Source organism: Pseudomonas sp. W22_MBD1_FP4 (assembly GCF_052113765.1).
Lineage (GTDB): Bacteria > Pseudomonadota > Gammaproteobacteria > Pseudomonadales > Pseudomonadaceae > Aquipseudomonas > Aquipseudomonas sivasensis.
The window spans coordinates 1-23,148 of record NZ_JBGQOI010000029.1 but is presented as its reverse complement, the minus strand read 5'-3'; the positions used below and the strand labels follow the sequence as shown (position 1 = coordinate 23,148).

The window sequence follows — 23,148 nt, the reverse complement described above, 5'->3', positions numbered from 1 at the left end:
CGCAGAGCGTGGCCGTTTTTGATGAGTGAAGCTCCATTTTGGCGCGACGATACGTCGCAGAAGGCGGACGAACACGCAGAGATTAGCACCTGCGGATGACGGAAAAACCAAACTGATATCACTTTTTTCAGGAAATTCTCTTTTTTTGACGCCAGAATCCCGCTACCTGGCCCGCGGATACAATGTAACGATCGGTGACCTGACGCCGGTCATCGGGCGTTATACTCTGCGGCTAAATTTTAAAATCGACATACAAGGACTCGCCCATGAAAGCGTTCGGCAAAATCCTGGGTCTGGTACTTCTCGGGCTGTTGCTGATCATTGTGGCTCTGGGCTTCGCCCTGACCCATCTTTTCGATCCCAACGACTACAAAGAAGAGATTCGCCAGATTGCCCGCGACAAGGCCCACATCGAGCTGACGCTCAATGGCGATATCGGTTGGAGCCTGTTCCCCTGGCTCGGCCTTGAACTGCACGAAGCCAGCGTAGCGACCCTGACCACCCCGACCCAGCCCTTCGCCGACCTTCAAATGCTCGGCCTGTCAGTACGCGTATTACCGCTGCTGCGCCGCGAAGTGCAGATGAGCGACGTGCGTGTCGAAGGCCTCAACCTGCGCCTCAACCGCGACAAGCAGGGCCACGGCAACTGGGAAGACATCGGCAAGACTGCACCGGTAGCCACCACCGATACGCCCGCCACGCCGCCCCCGGCGCAACCGTCACCCGAAGCTAAGCCAGAGAAGCCGGCCCAGCCGATCCGCCTGGATATCGACAGCCTGACGGTCAACAACGCCCGCATCGAATACAACGATGAGCAGACCGGCAAGCAGTTCAGCGCCGAGAGCATCCAGTTGAGCGCCGGTGCCGTGCACGAAGGCGCCAGCATTCCGGTGAAGCTCACCGCCTTCTTCGGCAGCAACCAGCCGGTAATGCGCGTCAAGACCGAGCTCAACGGCAATCTGCGCATTCAGCGCGCCCTCAAGCGCTACCAGTTCGAAGACATGCGTATCAGCGGCGAAGCCACTGGCGAGCCGCTGCAAGGCAAGACCGTGACCTTCTCCACCCAGGGTCAGTTGCTGGTGGACCAAGCGGCCAACATTGCCGAATGGACCAACCTGAAACTGTCGGCCAACCAACTGCGCGCCTTGGGCGAGCTGAAGGTCAATGACCTGGACAAGACCCCACAACTCAGCGGCGCCCTGTCCATCGCCCAGTTCGACTTGGCCAAGTTCCTCGACAGCGTCGGCAGCCCACTGCCACCGATGGCCGAGGGCAGCCTGAGCAAAGTCGAACTGGTCAGCCGCCTCAAGGGCACGCCAACCAGCATGGCCCTGGAAGACCTGAACCTGAAGCTCGACGGCAGCACCTTCACCGGCCGCGTCGCCGTGGACGATTTCGCCAAGCAGTCGCTTCGCGTGCAACTCAAGGGCGACAGCTTCAACGCCGACAACTACCTGCCGGCGAAGTCCGAATCTGCCAAGGGCGCAACCGCCGCCCGCCAAGCCGAAGTGCAGAACAGCGAAGCCGGCGCCATGGCTGCCGGCGGCACCACACCGCTACCGGATGCGCCTACCAAAGGCGCCTGGAGCACCGACAAGCTGCTGCCTCTGGCGCACCTGCGCAAACTGGATGTCGATGCTGATCTCGCCTTCGGCCAACTGACCTTGAGCAAATTGCCGATCCAGAATGCCGTGCTCAAAGCGTCCGGCATCGACGGCCAACTCAAGCTCGACACCCTGAGCGGCGGCCTCTACAACGGCAGCTTCCAAGCCAACGGCACACTCGATGTGCGCCAGGATATTCCAGTGCTGGCACTGCAAAGCCGGATCAAGCAAGTGCCGGTCGAGCGCATCCTGCAGGCCCAGGGGCAAACCCCACCCGTGAAGGGCCAGATCACCCTCGACAGCAACCTCAGCGGCCGTGGCAATAGCCAAAAGGCGCTGATCGACAGCCTCAACGGCACTGCCAGCTTTGTGATCAACAACGGTGTGCTGCTCAATGCCAACCTTGAACAGCAGCTGTGTACAGGCATCGCCATGCTCAATCGCAAGACCCTGAGCGGCGAACAGCGGGGCAAAGACACGCCTTTCCAAGAGCTGAAGGGCAACCTGACCTTCCGTAATGGCGTGGCCAATAACCCTGACCTGAAAGTGCGCATTCCGGGCCTGGCCGTCAACGGCAACGGTGACATCGACCTGCGCGTGTTGGGCATGGACTACCGCGTCGGCATCATCGTCGAAGGCGACCAACGCGAAGTGCCGGATCCGGCCTGCGAAGTGGGCTCCAACTTCCGCAACATCGAAGTACCGCTGCGCTGCCGCGGCCCGCTGGAATTGGGTGCCAAGGCGTGCCGCCTGGATAAAGATGGCTTGAGCCAAGTCGCAATCAAGGCGGCCGGTAACAAGCTCAGCGAGAAGCTGGAAGAGAAGCTCGACAAGGTAAACCCGCAATTGAAAGATGCATTAAAGGGCCTGTTCAAGCGATGAGAAACGAGCAGTTTTCACAGGCGGTGCTGGACTGGTACGACCGCCACGGTCGCCATGACCTGCCCTGGCAACAGGGCATCACGCCTTACCGGGTATGGGTCTCGGAGATCATGCTGCAACAGACTCAGGTGAGCACCGTGCTCAATTACTTCGACCGTTTTATGGCCTCTTTGCCAACGGTCGAAGCTCTGGCCGCCGCACCGGAAGATGAAGTGCTGCACCTGTGGACTGGCCTTGGCTACTACACCCGGGCGCGCAACCTGCAAAAGACTGCGAAGATCATCGTGGCCCAGTACGGCGGCGATTTTCCCAAGGATGTCGAAAAGCTCACTGACCTGCCCGGCATCGGCCTGTCCACCGCCGGCGCAATCGCCAGCCTGAGCATGGGCCTGCGCGCACCGATCCTCGACGGCAACGTCAAGCGCGTGCTGGCGCGCTTTACTGCACAAGAGGGTTACCCTGGCGAGCCGAAGGTGGCCAAGCAGTTGTGGGCCACTGCAGAGCGCTTCACGCCCCATGATCGCGTTAACGCCTACACCCAGGCGATGATGGACATGGGCGCCACCCTGTGCACGCGCAGCAAGCCCAGCTGCCTGCTATGTCCGCTGGAAAAGGGCTGCGAAGCCCACATGCTCGGCCTTGAAACACGCTACCCGATTCCCAAGCCGCGCAAGGCCGTCCCGCAAAAGCGCACGCTGATGCCGATGCTGGCCAACGCCGAGGGCGCGATCCTGCTTTACCGCCGCCCTTCCACAGGTTTGTGGGGCGGTTTGTGGAGCCTGCCCGAGTTAGACGACCTGCAAGACCTCGAACACTTGGCCACACAACACGCACTCGAACTGGGCAAGCACCAGGAACTGCCAGGGCTGATCCACACGTTCAGCCACTTTCAACTGGCTATCGAACCCTGGCTGGTCCAGGTCGAGGAATCCGCCCATCACGTGGCCGAGGCCGACTGGCTCTGGTATAACCTCGCCACCCCGCCGCGCCTGGGCCTTGCCGCCCCGGTAAAGAAACTGCTGAAGCGCGCGGCTGAAGTATTGAACGCAGGAGTGTCGTCATGACCCGCACCGTAATGTGCCGCAAGTACAAAGAAGAACTGCCAGCCCTGGAGCGCCCTCCGTACCCAGGTGCCAAGGGCCAGGACATCTACGATCACGTCTCTGCCAAAGCCTGGGGCGACTGGCTTAAACACCAGACCCTACTGATCAACGAAAAACGCCTGAACATGATGAACGCAGAAGATCGTAAATACCTTGCGGGCGAGATGGACAAGTTCTTTTCCGGCGAGGATTACGCCAAGGCCGACGGCTACGTACCACCTGCTCAATAATTGATCAAAAACCGGGGTCGGCACGTAAGCGACGGTAATAATTAAATATTTTTTGAAAACTTGCTTGACGACCCCCTGAAAAACCAGTTTAATGCGCCCCGTTGCCCAGATAGCTCAGTCGGTAGAGCAGGGGATTGAAAATCCCCGTGTCGGCGGTTCGATTCCGTCTCTGGGCACCACTAATTAGTTTCAGGTGGTGCAAACGTCATCTGAAATACACAAGAAACCCGCCAAGTGCGGGTTTTTTGTTGCCCAGGATTTAACCTCCTAACCCGCCTCTTCGTTACGCCGCGCACTAGTAGCGCTATGATATGATTCAAAATGTGCCAAGGTAGGCGATTAACAGTATGCGGATGCATCCCTCCTGTAACCCGTCAGCCAATGCCACCTAGTATCGGAGTAGGCAACGACGGCGGATCCTGTATCCCCACGAGCCTCCCTCTACACGCTGCAGCCTCTCTCCCCCACCTCAACACAGCCCAGGGTCACGCCCAAGCGGTGAGGGAGCGCACGCAAGCACAGCGGCACAAGGACACATCATCCGGCGATGCGCAGCCCAGCGTATCGCTTACTCATACGGGCACATGGAGAAACAAATGGCATACACATCGATCATTTTCAAAAACCCGAATACGGGCGCGATGAAGGAAGCTCCAGTCGGTTTTTCGTGGACAACCTTCTTTTTCGGTTGCTTCCCGGCACTGTTTCGCGGCGACGTGAAATATGGCGTGATCCAGTTCGTCATTGCGATGGTGACCATGGGCCTTAGCAACATCGTCTTTGCGTTCATCTACAACAAGCTCTACATCAAGGATCTCATCGGCCAAGGCTTCAAGGCTCAATCCATTGCCAGTGGCGATATGAACTTCGCGTCGGCGAAGATCGGCATGCAGATCCCACAGCTGGAAGCCGCGTAATCGAAGGCGGAAACCGTATCCGACAAAAAGCCTGCTGAATGCAGGCTTTTTGCTGACCGGCTGACTCACTGCAACAAGAACACCAGCAACGGATTGTCGTTCAACCGTCCTTCAAAGTCGGGAGGCTGATGCTCCAGCGACGTCCCCGCCAGCAGTGCGACCTCCTTGCGCGCCACGACCACCCAGGCTGGCCGATGCACATGAGCTAATTGTTCAAGCTCATGACCACCAATGAACACCGGTTGCTCGTCGTGATCCAGGTTCATCATGTAACGCACCGCCCAGGTATCCCGACCGAGGTCGATAAACACCAGCGGGCCCGGCCGCGTGGCACGTAGCGCTTCAACCTGGCTGACAAACTGCCGGGTATCGAACTGTAAGTCCTTGGCCGGCTCCACCACGACCACCAGCAGCAACCACTGCGCCACCAATGCAATCAAGCTGAGCGACACCAGCCGCGCAATACGCCGCCAGGCGATCAACGCAGCGACTTGCAGCACCACCAGCACGCCCACCCACAACGGCAGCGAAACGTCTGGCCAGTAACCGTGCTTTTGCCACCCATGCCGACAGACAAATACTACAACCACACACAACGTCGGTAGCGCCGCGACAAGCCCCTCATAGCATCGACGCACGCCTCCAAGCCAGCCTTGCGCCTGGAGGAGCCCATAGGCCGCGACAGCCGCAAACATCGGCACCATGGGCAGGATGTAATAGGCCCGTTTGAAGTGCGGCACCGACAACCCAATCAAAATCATCAGGCCGCAAGCGCCTAGCCGCACAACCAATTGCACGGGCTCATCAAACCGTTCACGCCAGCGATGACGCAACGCAACCAGCGTGGCCAGCGCCAACGGCACCACAGGGAAGTAACGGTACAAACTCAGTTGAAGATAGAAATAGAACGGCTCGCCACTTTCATCCAGGCGCCCGCCCACTTGCATCCTGAACACCTCTTCGGCGAACCCATCACCACCACTGATGCGCGCCAGCTTTATCAGCAGCCACCAACAGACCGCCAACAACGCCAGACCAACCAGGCCGTGAATCAGCACCTGCCTGACCCGTTGCCCCGGATTACCAAGCGCCCAATACACACACACCACGCCGCAGACCTCAATCAACCCCAATGGCCCACGTATGGCGAAGCCGAAGATGAACAGCGGGAACACCGCCAACTGCCTCAATCGCGAGCCCAGGCGCTCGCCACTGTGCAGCAGATAGAAACTGCCAACGCAGAGCAAAGCCACCATCTGATCCAGGCAAACCGAACGAGACTTTTCCAGCAGTTGAGTGGTGAGCAGGGTCAACAAAACGGAGAGCAGCGCCCACTGCCGACTCGCAGGGACCAGCAGGCGATAGAGCAGCGCAATCACCCCAGCAGACGCCAGTGCGGTGGGCAGTACGTTCGCCAGGTGATTGGGCGCACCGAATAACCGGGCAAACACAAAACTGAAGAAGGTAGCGGTGCCAGGGTAGTCCGCGTAGGGCTGACCGTAGGTAGTGGGAAAAAGGCTCGCACCATGGCGAAACATTTCTTGCAGGAACAGCGCCCAACGTCCGTCAAATCCCTGGGGCTGTTGATCCCAGATCCCCAGGGTAAAGAGCAGCAAGGCAAACAGGAAAATGCCCAGGGATTCCAGGCGAAAACGGTTGCGTTGATCCATCGGTAGGCCTGTCAGGTGAGGAGCGCTGACTTATGGTGCCGAGCACGCCCCTGAACATCGCCTGAACAGACCTGAACATTCACCCAGCTACCGACCTGCGGGCCACACCGCCCATGGGATCAGGCGCACGTAGATCAACTCAGCCACCAACTCGACCAAGGTCTGCAGGATCACCGCCGTGGCGGCCAACCCCCGTACGTCTTCAGGCAGGGCCAGCGCCAGGGGCAATACCACCAGCGAATTGCGCGTGGATGCGCTGAACGTCACCGCCCGCGCCGTGACCGCCGGCAGCGCGAACAGCCGCGCCGCCAGCATCCCCATCAGTGGCGCCAGCAGCACAAAGCCCAGATAGACCGGAATCACTGGCACCAACAGGCCGATATCGCGCACCACCGAGGTGACTTGCGAGCCGATCACCACGAACAGCACCAGCGCCATGGCGGGTACCGGCAACCAGGCCCAAGCGTTATTCCACGCATTGATAATTGCGTAGCGCCGCGCCAGGGACGTCGTGAGCACCGCCAGCACCATCGGCACCACGATCAACTCTACAAAGGCTTGAACAAACGGTCCCACCGCAACCACTACTTCGGACTGCGCGCCCAGCATAAACCCCAGGTACACCGGCAACAGCGCCAGCTGCAGTAACAACAGCACCGGCGTCGCCGCCAGCATCAACCGCGAATCGCCTTTGCCGATATGGGTAAACACCACCACATAATCGATGCACGGCGTCAGCAACACCAACAACGCGCCCACTAGCAACGCCGGGCGCTCCACCAGGCCACGGGTCAATGCCCACACCAGCAGCGGCACCAGAATGAAATTGGCCAACAACAACGCCGACAGGAAGCGCTTGTGGCTCAAGCCCTCGCGCAAGTCCAGAAAGGGGATTTGCAGGAACATCGCGTACATAAGCACTGCGATGACGGGGGTGATCAATACGTTGAGGTTGTGGGCGGATTGGGGCGCGAACAGGCCGACGACGGCAGCCAGCAGGATGGCGACAAAGTAGATTGGGATCTGGTTGTGTTCGAGGGTGTCGCGGGACATGAAGGCGCTCGAGAAAATTGCGAAGGCACCAGCTTATGCGCCTACTGGCGCAGGGTCGACCCGTACTACCCGTTCACAACAACCGCAGAAGCCATGAACGTAACGACGCGCCAACGCCGCCAATTCTGAGGATGCCCTTGGGATTTCCTCCAACCTGCGCTTCAATACCCCACCCAGATCCAGAACCTTAGGATGTCGAGCCCATGGCTTCGCCGAACAAGCAGCAAAAACGTGCCCAGCGGGCAAAGACCAAGGCTAAGCAAAACCGCACTCAGCGCGCCCTAGCGACCAAGCCGGATGCGTTTGCAGGCGATGACAGTCGCATTGACCTAGAGTCGGTCGATTTGACTGAGCTGTTTGAGGAGATGCGCGTCGCTGGCGAGACCAGCCAACAGGCGTTGTGCGCGGCATTCCTGGCCCACCCGCTGCTGGCGCTGGTGCTGGAACAGGAAGGTGAAGAAGAAGCCACCGACTTCATCCTGGCAGCGCTGATCGAATATCGGCAGTGGGCCACGGACAGCGACGATGAAGCCGCCGCACTGGCGTGGGTCGAGTCGCCGCAGTTCCAGGCGGATTACGTCGCCGCATCCCAGGCGCTGGTGACTTCCCAGGACTGACGCAAAACAAAATGTAAGAGGGGGCTTGCCCCCGACAGCGTGTTTTCAGTCAATTAGATGTCGACTGACGCACCGCTATCGGGGGCAAGCCCCCTCCCACATTGGGACTGCGGTCAGTTAAGCACCGCAGCGCCTGCTCTCTGCGCCTTGCGACGGCTCGACACAAACAACCCCGCCGCCACTACCAGCAAGCTTAGAACGCCGGTCGCGATAATCTCGACCCGGTGCGCTTCCTGGAACAGCATGATCGTCAGCGTCCCCACAATAAACACCATCACCGCGTAGGTCAGGCCAGGGAACAGCCACATCTTGAAGACGATTTTCTCGCCCGCCGCCGTACGCTTCTGACGCATGCGCAGTTGCGACACAGCGATGACGAGGTACACCAGCAACGCGATGGCGCCGGAGCTGGCCAGCAGGAATTCGAACACCGCTGCCGGGGCCACATAGTTGGCAAAGACCGCCAGGAACGCAGCACCGGTAGACAGCAACACAGCCCAGTAAGGCGTGCCGCTCTTATTAGTGCGCTTGGCCACTGCCGGAGCGTCACCGCGACGGCCCAGGGAGAACAGCATGCGCGACGCGGTGTACAGCGCCGAGTTCAGGCAGCTAGTCACGGCAACCAGCACCACCAGATCGACGATCAGCTTGGCATTCGGGATGCCCATGCGTTCCAGCACGGTCTGGTAGGAACCTACCGCCGCCAGTGTCGGATCGTTCCACGGCACCAGGGACACGACGATGAAAATCGACAACAGGTAGAACAAACCAATCCGCCAGATCACCGAGTTGGTGGCCTTGGTGATTTGCTGGCCTGGGTTCTTCGATTCCGCCGCGGCGATGGTGACGATCTCGGTACCCATGAACGAGAACATGGTGGTCAGGATGGCCGCCAGTACTGCGCCCATGCCGTTGGGCATAAAGCCTTGGGTGTCGAACAGATGCGAAACGCCGCTGACCTGGCTGGTCGGCAGGAAGCCGAAAATCGCCGCCAAGCCGAGGATCACAAAACCCACGATCGCTACGACTTTGATCAGCGCAAACCAAAACTCGAACTCACCGTAGTTCTTCACGCTGAACAGATTGGTCGCGGTCAGCAGCAACGTGATGATCAGCGTAAAAGCCCAGATGGCCACATCAGGGAACCAAGCGTGGAGGATGGTCGCAGCAGCGTTGGCTTCCAACGGAATCACCAGCACCCAGAACCACCAGTACAGCCAGCCAATGGTGAAACCGGCCCAGTGACCAATCGCACGGTCGGCGTAGGTGGAAAACGAACCGGTGTCCGGCGAGGCAACGGCCATTTCGGCCAGCATGCGCATCACCAATACCACCAGCGTACCCGCAGCGGCATACGCCAGCAGTACGGCCGGGCCGGCGGCAGCAATCGCGTGGCCGGAGCCAACAAACAAACCGGCACCAATAACGCCGGCAATCGACAGCATGGTGACGTGACGCGGTTTGAGCCCCTGTTCGAGGTCATTGGAGCTTTGCGTACTACTCATTGACACACCTTTGCGAGGAATTGCGAAAACGGTCCACCCGGCCTGGTGTCTTCTTCGTGAAAAGAAACCAACAGGGCGTTCTTTATTTTTTACGCAAGATTTGCGCCAAAATGTTACGAAGTCGCGATTGACGCGGGCTGTAGGACGATTCGACAGTCGTCGCAAGTCATTGAGAACAATGGCATTCCGCTATAGCGTTACCGTGCGACTCACATTCAAGACGAACAAGCGCACCAAAAACACACACAAAAAGTACGTGACGCGCCATAAAGGGGCCGATGGGTACCGTTTGCCCGTTTAACCCTTCCAACACCCGGCCAAAGCTGGCACCATCGCGCCCTTTTTTACGCAAAGCCTGCGGTTTATCGGGTTCAAACGGTTGTTCGGTTGTTGAGGGCGTGACACGCTGCTGTGCCGATGCGACACCCTGCCGCACACGCCCCATTTACCGCCGGCCACGCTGTTGGCTGCCATCAAGACGCTATGCTAGCTTGGCGCCTCGCCAGGAAGGCGGCCCAACAGCAGGAATGCAATGAACACAATGAGGACCGCACATGGCCGAGGCCACGCCCGCGCTTGAAATCCGCAACTTGCACAAACGCTATGGTGAGCTGGAGGTACTCAAAGGTATCTCGCTGACCGCTCGCGACGGCGATGTGATCTCGATCCTGGGTTCCTCCGGTTCCGGCAAGTCCACGTTCCTACGCTGCATCAACCTGCTGGAAAACCCACACCAGGGCCAGATCCTGGTGGCCGGCGAAGAACTCAAGCTCAAGGCCGCGAAAAACGGCGAACTGATGGCCGCCGACGGCAAGCAGATCAACCGGTTGCGCAGCGAAATCGGTTTTGTATTTCAAAATTTTAACCTGTGGCCACACATGAGCATCCTCGACAACATCATCGAGGCCCCCCGCCGTGTGCTCGGCCAGAGCAAGGCCGAGGCAATAGAAGTGGCCGAGGCCCTGCTGGACAAGGTCGGCATCGCCGACAAGCGCCACGCCTACCCCGCGCAATTGTCCGGCGGCCAGCAACAACGGGCAGCCATCGCGCGTACCTTGGCGATGCAGCCCAAAGTCATCCTGTTCGACGAACCCACTTCTGCCCTTGACCCGGAAATGGTTCAGGAAGTACTTAATGTGATCCGCGCGCTGGCCGAAGAGGGTCGCACCATGCTGCTGGTCACCCATGAAATGGGCTTCGCCCGCCAAGTGTCCAGTGAAGTGGTGTTCCTCCACCAAGGCCTGATCGAAGAGCAAGGATCGCCACAGCAGGTGTTTGAAAACCCGCTTTCGGCGCGCTGCAAACAATTCATGTCCAGCAACCGCTAACGGAGCAACATGCATGCAGAACTATAAAAAATTCCTTCTGGCCGCGGCCGTCTCGATGGCGTTCAGCGCCACGGCCATGGCAGAAACCTTGAAGATGGGGATCGAAGCGGCTTACCCACCTTTCAACAATAAAGACGCCAGCGGCAACGTCGTCGGCTTCGACAAAGACATCGGCGACGCCCTGTGCGCCAAGATGAAAGTCGAGAAGTGCGAAGTGTATGTGTCCGACTGGGACGGCATTATCCCGGCCCTGAACGCCAAGAAGTTCGACTTCCTGGTGTCCTCACTGTCCATCACCGATGAACGCAAGCAAGCCGTCGACTTCACCGACCCGTACTACTCCAACAAGCTGCAGTTCATCGCACCTAAAGCCACTGCGGACTTCAAAACTGACGCCGAGTACCTGAAGGGCAAAGTCATCGGTGCACAGCGTGCAACCCTGGCCGGTACCTATCTGGAAGACAAGCTGCCGGACACCGAAGCCAAGCTGTACGACACCCAGGAAAACGCCTACCTCGACCTGACGTCCGGCCGCCTCGACGGCATCCTCGCCGACAAGTACGTGCAGTACGAATGGCTCAAGAGCAAAGACGGTTCCGCCTACGAGTTCAAGGGCGACCCGGTTGTAGAAAGCGACAAGATCGGTATCGCCGTGCGCAAGGGCGACCCACTGCGCGAGCGCCTGAACAAAGCCCTGGCAGAGATCAAGGCAGACGGCACCTACAAGAAGATCAACGACAAGTACTTCCCGTTCAGCATCGAATGACCTGAACGGTCTGCCCGACGCGCTCACTTGAGCGCGTCGGCTTCCAGCAATGCCTGCCGCGATATGAAAACACCATGAATTTCGATCTCTACGGATTCGGCCCCGCGCTCGCCGCCGGCGCGCTGATGACCGTCAAACTGGCGCTCACGGCGTTATGCCTGGGGCTGGTACTCGGCCTCGCCGGTGCCTTGGCCAAGACTTCACCGTACAAGCCGCTGCAATGGCTGGGCGGTACCTACTCGACAATCGTTCGCGGCGTGCCGGAACTGCTGTGGGTGTTGCTGATTTACTTCGGCACGATCAACGCCATGCGCTCACTGGGTGAGTTGCTCGACATTCCCGACCTGTCCCTCAGCGCCTTTGCCGCCGGCGTCATTGCGCTGGGGCTGTGTTTCGGTGCCTACGCCACCGAAGTACTGCGCGGCGCAATCATCTCCATCCCCAAGGGCCACCGCGAAGCCGGTGTGGCACTGGGCCTGTCGAAGTTTCGGATCTTTACCCGCTTGATCATGCCGCAGATGTGGCGCATCGCCCTGCCGGGGCTGGGCAATCTGTTCCTGATCCTGATGAAGGACACCGCGCTGGTCACGGTCATCGGTCTCGAAGAAATCATGCGCCACGCGCAGATCGCCGTAACCGTCACCAAACAGCCTTTCACCTTCTACCTGGTCGCCGCGTTCATTTATCTGGGCCTGACCTCACTGTCGATGGTGGCTATGCACTTCCTGGAAAAACGCGCCGCCCGCGGCTTCGTGAGGACGACGTAATGGAATGGGAAGTCATCATCAAGTGGCTGCCGAAGTTTATCCAGGGCGCCATCCTGACCCTGGAACTGGTGAGCATTGCCGTGATCCTCGGTTTGATCCTGGCCATCCCGCTGGGTATCGCGCGCTCATCCAAGCGCTGGTATGTGCGCTCACTGCCCTACGCCTACATCTTTTTCTTCCGTGGCACGCCGCTGCTGGTGCAGTTGTTTCTGGTCTATTACGGCCTGGCCCAATTCGACAGCATCCGCTCAAGCTTCATGTGGAAGTACCTGCGCGACCCGTTCTGGTGTGCCACCGCCACCATGACACTGCACACCGCAGCGTATATCGCCGAGATCCTGCGCGGCGCCATCCAGGCCATTCCACCTGGGGAAATTGAAGCAGCCCGAGCGCTGGGCATGTCCAAGCCCAAAACGCTGTTCTATATCATCCTGCCCCGCGCGGCGCGCATCGGTTTGCCGGCCTATAGCAACGAAGTGATCCTGATGCTCAAGGCCAGTTCACTGGCGAGCACCGTGACCCTGCTGGAACTGACCGGCATGGCCCGCACGATCATTGCGCGCAACTACCTGACGGTGGAAATGTTCTTCACCGCCGGTGTGTTCTACCTATTGATCTCCTTCCTGCTGGTACGCGGCTTCAAACTGCTGGAACGCTGGCTGCGCGTCGATGCCTGCCAGGGACGTTGAAGCGCGCTTCCGGGCGCTGGATGCGTTTCTGATAGAGCATCAAGGGCTGTGGCGACCACGGCCCTTTACTCAGCGCCAGTTGCCTTGGGAAAACGAACACCCCGAACTGGCCCAGTGGCTGCGCCAACGCTCGTTGGCCGATGCCGAAGCCAATCACAACCAGCCCCATGGCCTGCTCGCCCCCGCACCTTTTCCACAGTTAGCATCGCAGGCGCTGCAACTCAGCAATGTGGATAAGTTACCAACGCAGCCCTTGCAACCCGCCGCGCACCGCCTGAAGGTCGATGTGCCCGGCCGCAAATGGCAACAGATCGAAGCCTTCGGCGCGGCGCTGCAGTTTGCGCAAACACCCCGGCATTGGTTGGACTGGTGCGCCGGCAAAGGCCACCTTGGCCGCCGCCTGCTGCACACAGGCCAGCAGCTGACCTGCCTGGAATACGACCCGGCCTTGATCGCTTCGGGCCAAGCCTTGAGCGAGCACCACGGCCTGCCCGTCACCCATCGTCTGCAAGACGTGATGGCGGATGTAGCCATAAGCGCCGAACACACCCCCGTGGCCCTGCATGCCTGCGGCGACCTGCATGTACGCCTGCTGCAAGTGGCCAGCGCCGCCGGCTGCAAGCAACTGGCACTGGCGCCGTGCTGCTATAACCGCATCCAGGGGGATACCTACCAGCCGCTGTCCGACGCGGGCCGCGCTTCCACCTTGTTGTTGTCGCTCGACGACCTCGGCCTGCCCCTCAGCGAAACCGTCACCGCCGGCAAACGCGTGCGCCTGCAACGGGACACCTCCATGGCCCGGCGCCTCGGCTTCGATCAATTGCAACGCCTGTTACGCGGCTGCGACGAGTACCTGCCTACCCCGTCCCTGCCCACCCACTGGCTGGACAAACCCTTCGCTGACTACTGCCGCGAACTGGCACGCCTCAAAGGGTTATCCACAGGCGAACAAGACTGGGCGGCGTTGGAGGCCCATGGTTGGCAGCGCTTGGCCGAGGTCAGGAACCTGGAGTTGGTGCGTGGTCTGTTTCGGCGCCCGCTGGAGTTATGGCTGGTGCTGGATCGGGCACTGTTTCTCAGCGAACGTGGCTACAGGGTTGAGGTCGGCAGCTTTTGCGACCCGACGTTAACGCCGCGCAACTTGATGGTGCTCGCCGAGCGCGATTAAAGGGCGAAATTGTCGCACCCCAACCTGTGGATAACTCTGTTGATGAATTCGTTACAGACCCTTTAGCGCTCTACGCTGCAGACCAAAAGCCACGCTGTTCATTTTTTGTTCACACAATAAAACGCACGTAAAACAGGCAGTTGCACTGTGTTGAGAACCGCTCCACAAAATGGCTGTTTCATCACAACTGCATCCAACCGATTGTGCATAAGCATCTGGAGGTAAGCGTATAAACCGCGCTTTAAACGCGTTTTCTGCGAGCGATCAATAACCGGCAAAGGTCGGTGATATCGTCACCGGCCAGGCTCGTCGCCGTGTTGTCCAAAGGGTCCGTAGAAAAGGCCAAGCCTTCGCTGATCGCCGGATCACGGTGCACGACTTCCAGCGGGTACTCACCTCGGCGCAACTTGAAGGCGTCGAGCATTTCCAGGTTGAACGTCGAGTTTTCGTCCAGTTGGTTGATCACCAAGTGGCAACGCGGTGGACGCTCACGCTCAAGATGAGGCGCCAGCAATTCATCCAATTGGTCCAGGGTGCCGAGGCAAGCGGCATTCGGTTGGGCGACGACCAGCACGATGTCAGCCACGCTCAGTGCTTGATGGAGATAAACGTTGTCACCTGCGGGGGTATCGACGATGACTGTGTGCCGTTCACTCAGCCCCAATGCCGACAGGCGCTGGGTCAGCCACTTCGGCTCGCGGGTCAACCAGCGTTGCAGGTTTTCCTTTTGCTGGGTGTCAGTGTCGCCAAAGGGAATCACCTGGCAACCGGCAAAACCCGATTGCAGGATGGTCCTCCATGGCGCGTTGAGCAGACTACTGCGACCCACACCGGGTAGCTCATGATCAACACCAAAGTGCTGGCGCAAAGCATTCTGGGGATCCAGGTCCAATGCCACGACCGACTCACCCAGGCGCTGCAAACCGCTGCTCAGTGCCGTGGCCAGCGTACTGCGGCCAACACCACCATTGATGGACACCAGCGCCACTACCGTCGGGCGTAGCGTGGTCAGTGGCTCATTGTGATGATGTTCATTGGCGTGGGACGCATGAGTACTCATGCGCGAGCCATCTTTATGGTTCACCCGAGTGCCATCGTCGAAGGGAACGCTGCCGAAAAAATGCAGGCGAGCGTTTCTTCCCTTCGGATCACGGGAAACGCTCTTGCCGAACAGGGCAAATAGATCATCAGTGCGGCTCATGGCCGGAGCTCCTTCACGGCGCCATATAAAGACGTGAAAAGGTCGGCAAGGTATGGCTTCGCCGCAGGTCTTTTTGTAGGCGTTCTCATGGCTTCATTCTGTGACAGCGTTAAAGAAGTGTCATTATTTTGATGAAATTACCACCGTCCTTTCAGACGAGCGGAAAACAGCCAATTTACTGACGGGCTTTTACTACAATTCACTGGCAGTGATTTCATCGTGCCATTGTTTTTTACCCGCTATCACCGCACCATTGCCGCACCTTCAATGCTGCAAGCTTGGGTAATCGCAGTGGCGATACGCTTTAAATTCCCTCGGATTCTGTACGGCCTCGCCATCACGCTGTTGCTGGGTGGCGGCCTGCTGGGCGATTTGCTCGCCGACTGGGATTTCAGCCAAATCAGCCGCCGCGCCGAGTCGCTTTACGGGCCACTGGGCCCCGGGCGTCAGCGCATTGATGCCTGGCAGCAATTGCTGTCAACGCAGAAGCAAGTGGGTGAGGCCGAGCAGCTCAAAGTGGTGAATCTGTTCTTCAACCGCCAGTTGCGCTACGAGGAAGACATCGACCTGTGGCACGAGATTGATTATTGGGCGACCCCTATTCAGTCCCTGTGGAAAGGCGCAGGCGACTGCGAAGACTACGCCATCGCCAAGTACTTCAGCCTGCGTCACTTGGGCGTCCCCGCCGAAAAACTGCGCATTACCTACGTTAAAGCGTTACGCCAGAATCGCGCGCACATGGTGCTGACGTACTATGCCAGCCCCGAAGCCATGCCCTTGGTACTGGACAGCCTGATGGACGCCATTTTGCCCGCCAGCCAGCGCGCGGATTTGCTGCCGGTGTACGCGTTCAACGGTGAAGGGCTGTGGTTGACCGGCGCGGCGGGTAACAAAAAAGTCGGTGACACCAAGCGCCTGTCTCGTTGGCAGGATGTCTTGAAAAAAATGACCGCTGAAGGGTTTCCGGCCAGTTCGGATAATTAACAGGAGCTACGATGTCACTGTTCAAACAATTGCTGATCGCTATCTGCGTGTTCCTTGTGGTCGCGTTCAGCGGTAGCTTCTTCGTCAGCCTTGAGAGTTCGCGTACCCAGTACGTCAACCAACTGCGCTCCCACGCGCAGGACGCGGCCACGGCGCTGGCCCTGTCGTTGACGCCGAACATCGATGACCCGGCGATGACCGAACTGATGGTCAGCTCGATCTTTGACAGTGGCTACTACGCAAGCATCCGTGTGGTGGACCTGAGCAACGACCAGGTACTGGTGGAGCGTGCCGCCGAGCCGGATGCCAGCAGCGTTCCGGCTTGGTTCGTGAAGATGATCGGCCTCGCGCCGGCTGGCGGCGATGCCATTGTCAGCCGTGGCTGGCAGCAGGCGGCGCGGGTTGAGGTGGTCAGTCACCCGATGTTTGCCCTGGCCAAACTCTGGCAAAGCGCGCTCGGCAGCCTGGGTTGGCTGTTGATCTGCGGCGCCGCGAGTGCAGTGCTGGGCGCGCTGTTGCTGCGTCGCCAGCTGAAACCGTTGGACTATATGGTCGAGCAGTCCCACGCCATCGCGCGTCGTGAGTTCCTCAGCTTGCCCGACCTGCCCCGCACCCCGGAATTACGCCGCGTGGTGCAGGCCATGAACCAGATGGTGGAGAAACTCAAGGCGCTGTTCCACGAGCAGACCGAACGCAGCGAGAAGCTGCGGGTGGAGTCCTACCAGGACAGCCTGACCGGCCTGGCGAACCGTCGTTATTTCGAGATGCAGTTGCAATCGCGGGTCAGCAACATGGAGGAGTCCAGTTCAGGCTACCTGCTGATGTTGCGGGTCAACGACCTGGGCGGCCTCAATCAGCGTCTGGGCGGGCAACGCACCGACCAGTTGCTGCAAGCCGTCAGCCAACAACTGGTGCGTACCTGTGCCAAATACCCGGAAACCAATAACCTGATCACCCGCAGCCGGGGTGGCGAGTTCGCCGTGCTCGCGCCAGGCTTGGTGCGCGACGAAGCAGTGCAGTTGGCCCAGGAACTGGAAACCACCTTGCAAAGCCTGCACGAAACCGGCGCCACCGACATGCCCACCGTGGCCCACATCGGCCTGGCCCCTTACAACCCCGGCGACGCTTCGGCAGACCTGCTGATGCTGGCTGACCAAGCGCTCACCCAGGCCGAAGCCAACAGCCTGCAAAGCTGGGTCTGCCTGTCACATCAAACCCTCGACACCGTGAGTGACGACCCGCATAGCTGGCACACCTTGCTCGACAATGCGCTGAGCCAGGGTCGCTTCCGCCTGTTCTTCCAGCCGGTGGTGAGCAGCAGCGATACCCGCCAGGTCCTGCATTACAAAGTGCTGTCGCGCTTGCTCGACAATCAGGACCAGACCATCGCCGCCGGGCATTTCCTACCTTGGCTGGAGCGCTTCGGTTGGACCGCGCGGCTCGACCAGGTAATGCTCGATCTGGTGATCAAACACTTGGGCCAGCACAACCAATCGGTCGCGCTGAACCTGTCGGCGGCTACCCTGAACGACCCGCAAGCCCTGGAGCACATGTTCGAGCGCCTGTCGCAACACCCGTTGCTGGGCGAGCGCCTGACCCTGGAAATCGGCGAGGAGCAAGTCCCCGAACAGGCACAACTGGAACGCCTGATCCGCCGCATGCGCGGTCTGGGCTACAGCCTTGGCCTGCAACGCTTCGGCGGGCGCTTCAGCATGATCGGTAACCTCGCGCATCTGGGCCTGGCCTACCTCAAGATCGACGGCAGTTACATCCGCGACATTGACCAGGAAAGCCACAAGCGCTTCTTTATCGAGGCCATCCAGCGAGCGGCCCACAGCATTGATCTGCCGCTGATTGCCGAGCGCGTGGAAACCGAGGGTGAGTTGCGGGTGATCCGCGAGATGGGTATTGAAGGGGTGCAAGGCCAACTGGTCGGTGAACCGGCGCCCTGGAAGTGGAGCACAGAATAATCACGCCTCCTTGACGGTTAAGCCGTGAAGGAGGTGCGCGTCAAATCAGGCCAGTTTCATCATCATTGATCAGCTCGCTCAAACCGCCCAGCGCCGCCCGGGCCTGGGTGCGTTCCAGGAACTTGGTCTGCGCCGCCGGCGGCAAGTCGGTGATGCTCATTACGTTCTTGGTGATCAGCACCTGAATCAAGTCGTCCAGTACGCGGATCATCTCAAGGTCACTGCTCTTGAGCTGCTTGAGGCTGGTCTCGATCTCATCGTCGGCAAACCACGCCTGGATCTCGTGATGGTCAGCCGGTAGCGTCTCAGTGGCTTCAGCGAAGGCCTGCGCCTCGACACGCACCAAAGCGTTGTATTGATCGCGTAGCACGTAGAACATCAGCCCTCTCCCAATAAAAAATCCCTGCAGGCGCCGCACACGGCTCCCACAGAGATTACACACATTTCGCCGAAGCGGATGCCATGGGGGCGCCAATCCCTAAAGATTGCCGCCCCCATGGTGATCAGTCGTGGTGCTTGACGGTCAAGTCGCCACCGGCGATCAGGCTATTGATCGCGGCGGAACCCGAGCCCCAACTGGCGCCATCCACTTTGATCGTGACATCAGCCGTGCCGCCACTGGTGCCGGTGAACGACCCGGTGCTGCTCACGCTCAGCGTCGAGTTGCCCGACGCATCCGTGGTCAGCCTCAGGTAGCTCGACAGGTTGGTGTCGTTATTGCCTTGCAGCAGGTCGGACAGGTCCAGCTTGTCGCCTTCACCGTGTTTGAAGTCAGTGATGCGATCAAAGCCACCGTTGGTGTTGGTGTCGCCTTTGAGCCACACAAAGGTATCGGCACCCGCGCCGCCGGTGAGGATGTCGTTGCCCTTGCCGCCCACCAGGATGTCATTGCCTGCGCCGCCGGAGAGCGTGTCGTTACCGCCCTGGCCGAACAGGATGTCATCGCCGGCGTTGCCGATCAGGGTGTCGCCGCCATCGTTGGTGCCGTAGATGTTCGACGCGTTGGCCAAAGCACCGACGTCCTGCACATGCTCAGTGATGTACTGATGCAAGGTGCGGTCGTCGATCTGATCGACCGTGGTCGCCAGCTTCTCGGCAGCGAATGCCTTGAGTGCCGCGCTGCCTTCCTGGCCTTTGTAGCTGATCAGGTCGCCGAAGATGATGTCGTTGCCCGAACCGCCGGAAACGTTGTCGGCACCGGTATCGGCGGTGTGGCCGGTAATGGTGTCCGCCAGCTTCGCGGTGTCGATCGTGCTGACCGTTTTGTCGGTATCGAAGTACTTCTGCAACATGTCCTTGTCGACGCTGTTGCCCAGGCCGATGGCCTGAACCTCAACCCCGCCCTTGACCGCAGTGATCAACGCCGCGTAAGCGTCTTTGGCCGCTTCCAACGGATAGTCGTAGTAGTAGCTGCTGTTGCCGACAGCCCCCGCCACGTCGAAACCACCGCGGCCGTCGGACACGACATAACCTTCAAAGGTCTTGGTGCCGGACGAGTTGTACGAATAGACCTTGCCTTCGCTGTCAACGATGACCTGGGTCTTGCCGTAGATCGTTGCGGTGACCTCAGTGGACTGGCCCAGGGTGTAGTTTTTGCTATTGACCTTGCTGTCGAAGTAAACCGTATCGCCGTAGCGGCTGGTCGCCCCAAGAGTAGGGTTGTTGTACGTGTAGTTGTAGACGTTCGGCGCACCGTCGGTAATGAAGTACGTCAGGTTCTTCGCACTGGCGTTGCTGGTCGCTTCAGAGCTCTTGAACCAGGCCGTCGCAGTGTTGAAGGCGTCCTGGTAGTTGGTCACGTCAGTCGAGTTGGAGCTCATGTTGTTCAACACAGCCTGCAACGCATCCTTGGCAGCCGCCTGGTCAGCCAGGTTGACCGACACTTGCGATTCGACCTTGGTATCGAAGTCCACCAGCAACACTTTCACCACACCCGAACCGGTCAACTTGGCGTTGGCGATCAGGGTATCGAAGATGGTCGACAACTGGGACTTGATCGAGGTCATCGCGCTCGAGCCGATACTGCCCGAGGTGTCAACGATGAACGCGATGTTGTAGTTGGTGCCCGGGGTGGTGATGCCACCTTTGTCGCCAATCACGATGTTGTGGGTCGAGGTGGAGCCCAGGTCGATGGTATCCACCGCAGCGCCGCCTTCCGTAACAGGGGTGTAGACCTGAGGCTTGACCGTGATGGTGGTCGTTGCCGCCAACGAACTCAGGCTGTTGCCACCCTCATTGTCAGTCACCGCGACATCAATGATGCGGTCGCCCAGCGTCGGGTACTTGCTGGTGCTGGAGTACTGGAACGACTCAAGCAGCGTCTTGTAGGTCGCCGCATCCGCCACGCCCGACAGGGTCAGCACGATCTTGCCGCTGACGTCAGTCCCGACGCTGGTCACGGTGATGCCTTTGTAGGTACCACCCACCGCTACCAGACTGGAGCTCAGCACATCGCCCGAACTGGCGTTTTTCAGGGTGATGGTCGCACTTTGCATCTGCGTGCTGTCGACGTCGCCAATGGCCACGCTGCCGGTAATCGCCACACCCGTGGTGCTGCGTTCGGTGTACGCGGTGTTGTAGCCGGTGGCGACAGCGCCGTCAGCCGTGCTCAGGTCCAGGGTTGGGGCATCGTTGACCGCAGTGATCACGATGCTTACTTTGCCGGTCGTCACCGCCGAAGCGCCAGTGCTCAGCTCCGTGGCCGTGGCTTTCACGGTGAGGTCGAAGCTGGCGGTCGAATCCTTGAGCGGCGTAACGGTCAGGGTTTTCAGGTTCCAGGTGCTGACATCGTAGAGCGTGCCGCTGCCGTTCGACGTGATGCTGTGCCCAGTGTTGCCGTCGGTAATCACGGTGCCGGCTGGCAAGCCGCTGATTTCCACCTTGTGCGACTCCGAGCCGTCGTTGTCGACAAACGTGGTAGTGATCGGGCTGACCTTGATCGCGGTGTCTTCCAGACCACGGTTGTAGACGTAGCCAGTGTAATAACCTTCGCCGTTGACGATATGGCTATCGCCGAGCACCGCACCGGCGGCTTTCAACGCGTCCACGCTGGTGTAGGTCTGCAGGCCGCTGTTGCCCAGGGACATCGACACGCCGTTGTTGATCGACACATTGACGTCGTAGTTGCCCGCGCCTGCCTGGTTGTAGTGGTAGATATCCAGGGTGTAGTAGCCCGACTCGGTCGGGGTGTAGCTCGACCCGGTAATCGCGCTGCCCTTGCTCCACGTCTCGGTGGCAACCAACTTGCCGCCCACGGTGATTGCCAGGCTGTCGTCGGCCGTACCAGTGAAGGTGTAGCTCTTGCCGGCTTCCAGGTAAATCAGGCCGGAGACTTTGGTCGCGGTACCGTCTGCCACATTGCTGTTGCTGACGCTGCTGGTCACGCCGGTGGTGACGGCGCTGGCAGCGGTCTTGGCGTCGATCACACGGATCAGATCGCTGGAATTGACCACACCGTTACCGTTGGTCCCCAGATCAGTGCGCAGAGTGCCGCCAGTCCAGGTTTGAATGACCAAGCCTGTAGGAACAGCGCCGAACGCGCCAACCGTCACAACCGGCACATCCGCCACCGGGTGGATATCCACGGTGATGACCTTGGTGTCGCTGTAGGAATTGCCGTCGGTAGCCTGGAATTTCAGCTGGGTGTAATCGGTCTGCTTGTTGCCCACACCTGTGGCCGCGAAGGTGTTGTCACCCGATTCGTTGGCTGCCGGGGTGTAACGCACGTTGTGGCCGTCGAAGTCCGCCTGGCTGAACGACTTACCGGCAGAGGTATCGGTTTTCAGATCAGTCGCGCTGAGTTTGACCCACGCGCCGTTGGAGTAGTACTCGATGGAACCGGCAGGCAGGCTGGTGAACACCACTTTCGGGTTTGTGGAGTCCTCATCGCTGACGCCGAAGGTCGCCCAGGTCAATTCGATCGGGGTGTCTTCGTCGCCCTGGATGTAGCCGTTGCTGGCGATCGGAGTGTCGTCGACCAACGTCACGGTCGGCTGACCAGTGCTGTGTGAGTTGGCGCCGTCAGCGTCAGTGACGGTCAGGTCAATCTTCGGCAACTGATGACCGGAGTTGACGTAGTCCGCACCCTTCTGCGTCAGCACAACGTTAGTACCGGACAGGGTGTAGTAGCCGTCCGCGTTGGTGCCGGTGGTGAAGGTGACTTTCAGGCTGGCAGTAGGCGTTTCTTCGTCTGTAGCAACGAAGCTACCGGCGACGGTGCCGACTTTGGCGCTGTTCTCCACAATGGTGGTCGCAGCCACGGTGATAACCGGGATGTCGTTGACCAAAGTAACGACCGGCTGAGCATCGCTGTGCGAAGTGGCGTTGTCGGCGTCGGTGACGGTCAGGTCAATTTTCGGCAGTTGATTACCGGCGTTGACGAAGTCCGCGCCCTTCTGCGTCAGCACCACGTTGGTACCGGACAGGGTGTAGTAACCCTGAGTATTGGTGCCGGTGGTGAAATCAACTTTCAGGCTGGCCGTCGGGGTTTCTTCGTCAGTTGCTACGAAGCTACCGGCGATGGTGCCGACTTTGGCGCTGTTCTCAACAATGGTGGTCGCAGCCACGGTGATGACCGGGATGTCGTTGACCAAAGTAACGACCGGCTGAGCGTCGCTGTGCGAAGTGGCGTTGTCGGCGTCGGTGACGGTCAGGTCAATTTTCGGCAGTTGATTACCGGCGTTGACGAAGTCCGC

General features: G+C 59.5%; 18 protein-coding genes and 1 tRNA gene. 13 read left to right on the top strand and 6 right to left on the bottom strand.

The features are described from left to right. Positions 1–266 precede the first annotated feature (266 nt). From ACEN2T_RS26990 to ACEN2T_RS26970, 5 genes are all read left to right on the top strand, one after another. Positions 267–2,486, top strand: coding sequence for an AsmA family protein (locus ACEN2T_RS26990; protein WP_442117830.1), 2,220 nt, complete (start codon positions 267–269; stop codon positions 2,484–2,486). Next, positions 2,483–3,550 (top strand): A/G-specific adenine glycosylase, encoded by a 1,068-nt coding sequence (gene mutY, locus ACEN2T_RS26985; RefSeq protein WP_442117829.1) that lies wholly within the window; start codon positions 2,483–2,485, stop codon positions 3,548–3,550. Before ACEN2T_RS26990 ends, mutY begins: the two co-directional genes overlap by 4 nt. Then, on the top strand, positions 3,547–3,819 hold the full coding sequence (locus tag ACEN2T_RS26980) for an oxidative damage protection protein (protein WP_095186157.1): 273 nt from the start codon (positions 3,547–3,549) through the stop codon (positions 3,817–3,819). Before mutY ends, ACEN2T_RS26980 begins: the two co-directional genes overlap by 4 nt. 103 nt (positions 3,820–3,922) lie before the next feature. After that, a tRNA-Phe gene (locus ACEN2T_RS26975) sits at positions 3,923–3,998 on the top strand. 417 nt (positions 3,999–4,415) lie between these two features. Then, positions 4,416–4,736, top strand: a complete 321-nt coding sequence (locus ACEN2T_RS26970) for a hypothetical protein (protein ID WP_095186158.1) — start codon at positions 4,416–4,418, stop codon at positions 4,734–4,736. 65 nt (positions 4,737–4,801) lie between these two features. On the opposite strand, the gene ACEN2T_RS26965 is transcribed toward ACEN2T_RS26970, so the two are convergent. Continuing rightward, entirely contained in the window at positions 4,802–6,406 is a 1,605-nt protein-coding gene (locus tag ACEN2T_RS26965; RefSeq protein WP_442117828.1) for a hypothetical protein, read from the bottom strand. Positions 6,407–6,493: 87 nt separating this feature from the next. Further along, positions 6,494–7,459 (bottom strand): arsenic resistance protein, encoded by a 966-nt coding sequence (locus tag ACEN2T_RS26960; RefSeq protein WP_095186160.1) that lies wholly within the window; start codon positions 7,457–7,459, stop codon positions 6,494–6,496. Positions 7,460–7,662: 203 nt separating this feature from the next. On the opposite strand from ACEN2T_RS26960, the gene ACEN2T_RS26955 reads away from it, so the two are divergent. After that, positions 7,663–8,076, top strand: a complete 414-nt coding sequence (locus ACEN2T_RS26955; RefSeq protein ID WP_442117827.1) for a hypothetical protein — start codon at positions 7,663–7,665, stop codon at positions 8,074–8,076. 113 nt (positions 8,077–8,189) lie between these two features. Here the strand turns inward: ACEN2T_RS26955 and gabP are convergent, their stop codons facing one another. Further along, complete coding sequence (gene gabP / locus ACEN2T_RS26950) at positions 8,190–9,581, bottom strand: GABA permease (protein ID WP_095186161.1); 1,392 nt, start codon at positions 9,579–9,581, stop codon at positions 8,190–8,192. Positions 9,582–10,135: 554 nt separating this feature from the next. Here gabP and ACEN2T_RS26945 point away from each other — a divergent pair. The 5 genes from ACEN2T_RS26945 (at position 10,136) to ACEN2T_RS26925 (ending at position 14,299) form a co-directional block, all read left to right on the top strand. After that, positions 10,136–10,909 (top strand): ABC transporter ATP-binding protein, encoded by a 774-nt coding sequence (locus tag ACEN2T_RS26945; protein WP_065925764.1) that lies wholly within the window; start codon positions 10,136–10,138, stop codon positions 10,907–10,909. A 13-nt stretch (positions 10,910–10,922) separates the two neighbouring features. After that, positions 10,923–11,675 carry an ABC transporter substrate-binding protein gene (locus tag ACEN2T_RS26940; RefSeq protein WP_095186162.1) on the top strand — a complete coding sequence of 251 codons (753 nt, stop codon included), beginning with the start codon at positions 10,923–10,925 and terminating at the stop codon, positions 11,673–11,675. A 74-nt stretch (positions 11,676–11,749) separates the two neighbouring features. Next, complete coding sequence (locus ACEN2T_RS26935; protein ID WP_032890094.1) at positions 11,750–12,442, top strand: ABC transporter permease; 693 nt, start codon at positions 11,750–11,752, stop codon at positions 12,440–12,442. Beyond that, complete coding sequence (locus tag ACEN2T_RS26930; protein WP_032890091.1) at positions 12,442–13,131, top strand: ABC transporter permease; 690 nt, start codon at positions 12,442–12,444, stop codon at positions 13,129–13,131. The genes ACEN2T_RS26935 and ACEN2T_RS26930 overlap by 1 nt, the downstream gene beginning before the upstream one ends. Beyond that, entirely contained in the window at positions 13,112–14,299 is a 1,188-nt protein-coding gene (locus ACEN2T_RS26925; RefSeq protein ID WP_442117826.1) for a methyltransferase, read from the top strand. The genes ACEN2T_RS26930 and ACEN2T_RS26925 overlap by 20 nt, the downstream gene beginning before the upstream one ends. A 241-nt stretch (positions 14,300–14,540) precedes the next feature. Here ACEN2T_RS26925 and bcsQ read toward each other — a convergent pair whose 3' ends face one another. Then, positions 14,541–15,500 carry a cellulose biosynthesis protein BcsQ gene (gene bcsQ / locus ACEN2T_RS26920; protein ID WP_122753808.1) on the bottom strand — a complete coding sequence of 320 codons (960 nt, stop codon included), beginning with the start codon at positions 15,498–15,500 and terminating at the stop codon, positions 14,541–14,543. A gap of 267 nt (positions 15,501–15,767) precedes the next feature. On the opposite strand from bcsQ, the gene lapG reads away from it, so the two are divergent. After that, positions 15,768–16,484 carry a cysteine protease LapG gene (gene lapG, locus ACEN2T_RS26915; protein WP_032890085.1) on the top strand — a complete coding sequence of 239 codons (717 nt, stop codon included), beginning with the start codon at positions 15,768–15,770 and terminating at the stop codon, positions 16,482–16,484. A gap of 11 nt (positions 16,485–16,495) precedes the next feature. Then, positions 16,496–18,454: a cyclic di-GMP receptor LapD gene (gene lapD, locus ACEN2T_RS26910; protein ID WP_032890083.1), complete on the top strand. Its 1,959-nt coding sequence runs from the start codon at positions 16,496–16,498 to the stop codon at positions 18,452–18,454. Positions 18,455–18,494: 40 nt separating this feature from the next. Here the strand turns inward: lapD and ACEN2T_RS26905 are convergent, their stop codons facing one another. Together ACEN2T_RS26905 and ACEN2T_RS26900 are read right to left on the bottom strand one after the other, a co-directional pair. Beyond that, positions 18,495–18,833, bottom strand: coding sequence for a hypothetical protein (locus ACEN2T_RS26905; RefSeq protein ID WP_032890080.1), 339 nt, complete (start codon positions 18,831–18,833; stop codon positions 18,495–18,497). 124 nt (positions 18,834–18,957) lie between these two features. Then, a partial coding sequence (locus tag ACEN2T_RS26900; protein WP_442117825.1) for a beta strand repeat-containing protein occupies positions 18,958–23,148 on the bottom strand: 4,191 nt, incomplete at its 5' end.

Bases quoted from the DNA above. Each gene is read 5' to 3' on its own strand.
- ACEN2T_RS26960 (WP_095186160.1), bottom strand. From the start codon at position 7,459: ATGTCCCGCGACACCCTCGAACACAACCAGATCCCAATCTACTTTGTC.
- bcsQ (WP_122753808.1), bottom strand. From the start codon at position 15,500: ATGAGCCGCACTGATGATCTATTTGCCCTGTTCGGCAAGAGCGTTTCC.
- ACEN2T_RS26930 (WP_032890091.1), top strand. From the start codon at position 12,442: ATGGAATGGGAAGTCATCATCAAGTGGCTGCCGAAGTTTATCCAGGGC.
- ACEN2T_RS26940 (WP_095186162.1), top strand. From the start codon at position 10,923: ATGCAGAACTATAAAAAATTCCTTCTGGCCGCGGCCGTCTCGATGGCG.
- ACEN2T_RS26965 (WP_442117828.1), bottom strand. From the start codon at position 6,406: ATGGATCAACGCAACCGTTTTCGCCTGGAATCCCTGGGCATTTTCCTG.
- lapG (WP_032890085.1), top strand. From the start codon at position 15,768: ATGCTGCAAGCTTGGGTAATCGCAGTGGCGATACGCTTTAAATTCCCT.
- ACEN2T_RS26990 (WP_442117830.1), top strand. From the start codon at position 267: ATGAAAGCGTTCGGCAAAATCCTGGGTCTGGTACTTCTCGGGCTGTTG.
- ACEN2T_RS26945 (WP_065925764.1), top strand. From the start codon at position 10,136: ATGGCCGAGGCCACGCCCGCGCTTGAAATCCGCAACTTGCACAAACGC.
- ACEN2T_RS26925 (WP_442117826.1), top strand. From the start codon at position 13,112: ATGCCTGCCAGGGACGTTGAAGCGCGCTTCCGGGCGCTGGATGCGTTT.
- ACEN2T_RS26970 (WP_095186158.1), top strand. From the start codon at position 4,416: ATGGCATACACATCGATCATTTTCAAAAACCCGAATACGGGCGCGATG.
- ACEN2T_RS26980 (WP_095186157.1), top strand. From the start codon at position 3,547: ATGACCCGCACCGTAATGTGCCGCAAGTACAAAGAAGAACTGCCAGCC.
- ACEN2T_RS26905 (WP_032890080.1), bottom strand. From the start codon at position 18,833: ATGTTCTACGTGCTACGCGATCAATACAACGCTTTGGTGCGTGTCGAG.
- ACEN2T_RS26935 (WP_032890094.1), top strand. From the start codon at position 11,750: ATGAATTTCGATCTCTACGGATTCGGCCCCGCGCTCGCCGCCGGCGCG.
- lapD (WP_032890083.1), top strand. From the start codon at position 16,496: ATGTCACTGTTCAAACAATTGCTGATCGCTATCTGCGTGTTCCTTGTG.
- gabP (WP_095186161.1), bottom strand. From the start codon at position 9,581: ATGAGTAGTACGCAAAGCTCCAATGACCTCGAACAGGGGCTCAAACCG.
- mutY (WP_442117829.1), top strand. From the start codon at position 2,483: ATGAGAAACGAGCAGTTTTCACAGGCGGTGCTGGACTGGTACGACCGC.
- ACEN2T_RS26955 (WP_442117827.1), top strand. From the start codon at position 7,663: ATGGCTTCGCCGAACAAGCAGCAAAAACGTGCCCAGCGGGCAAAGACC.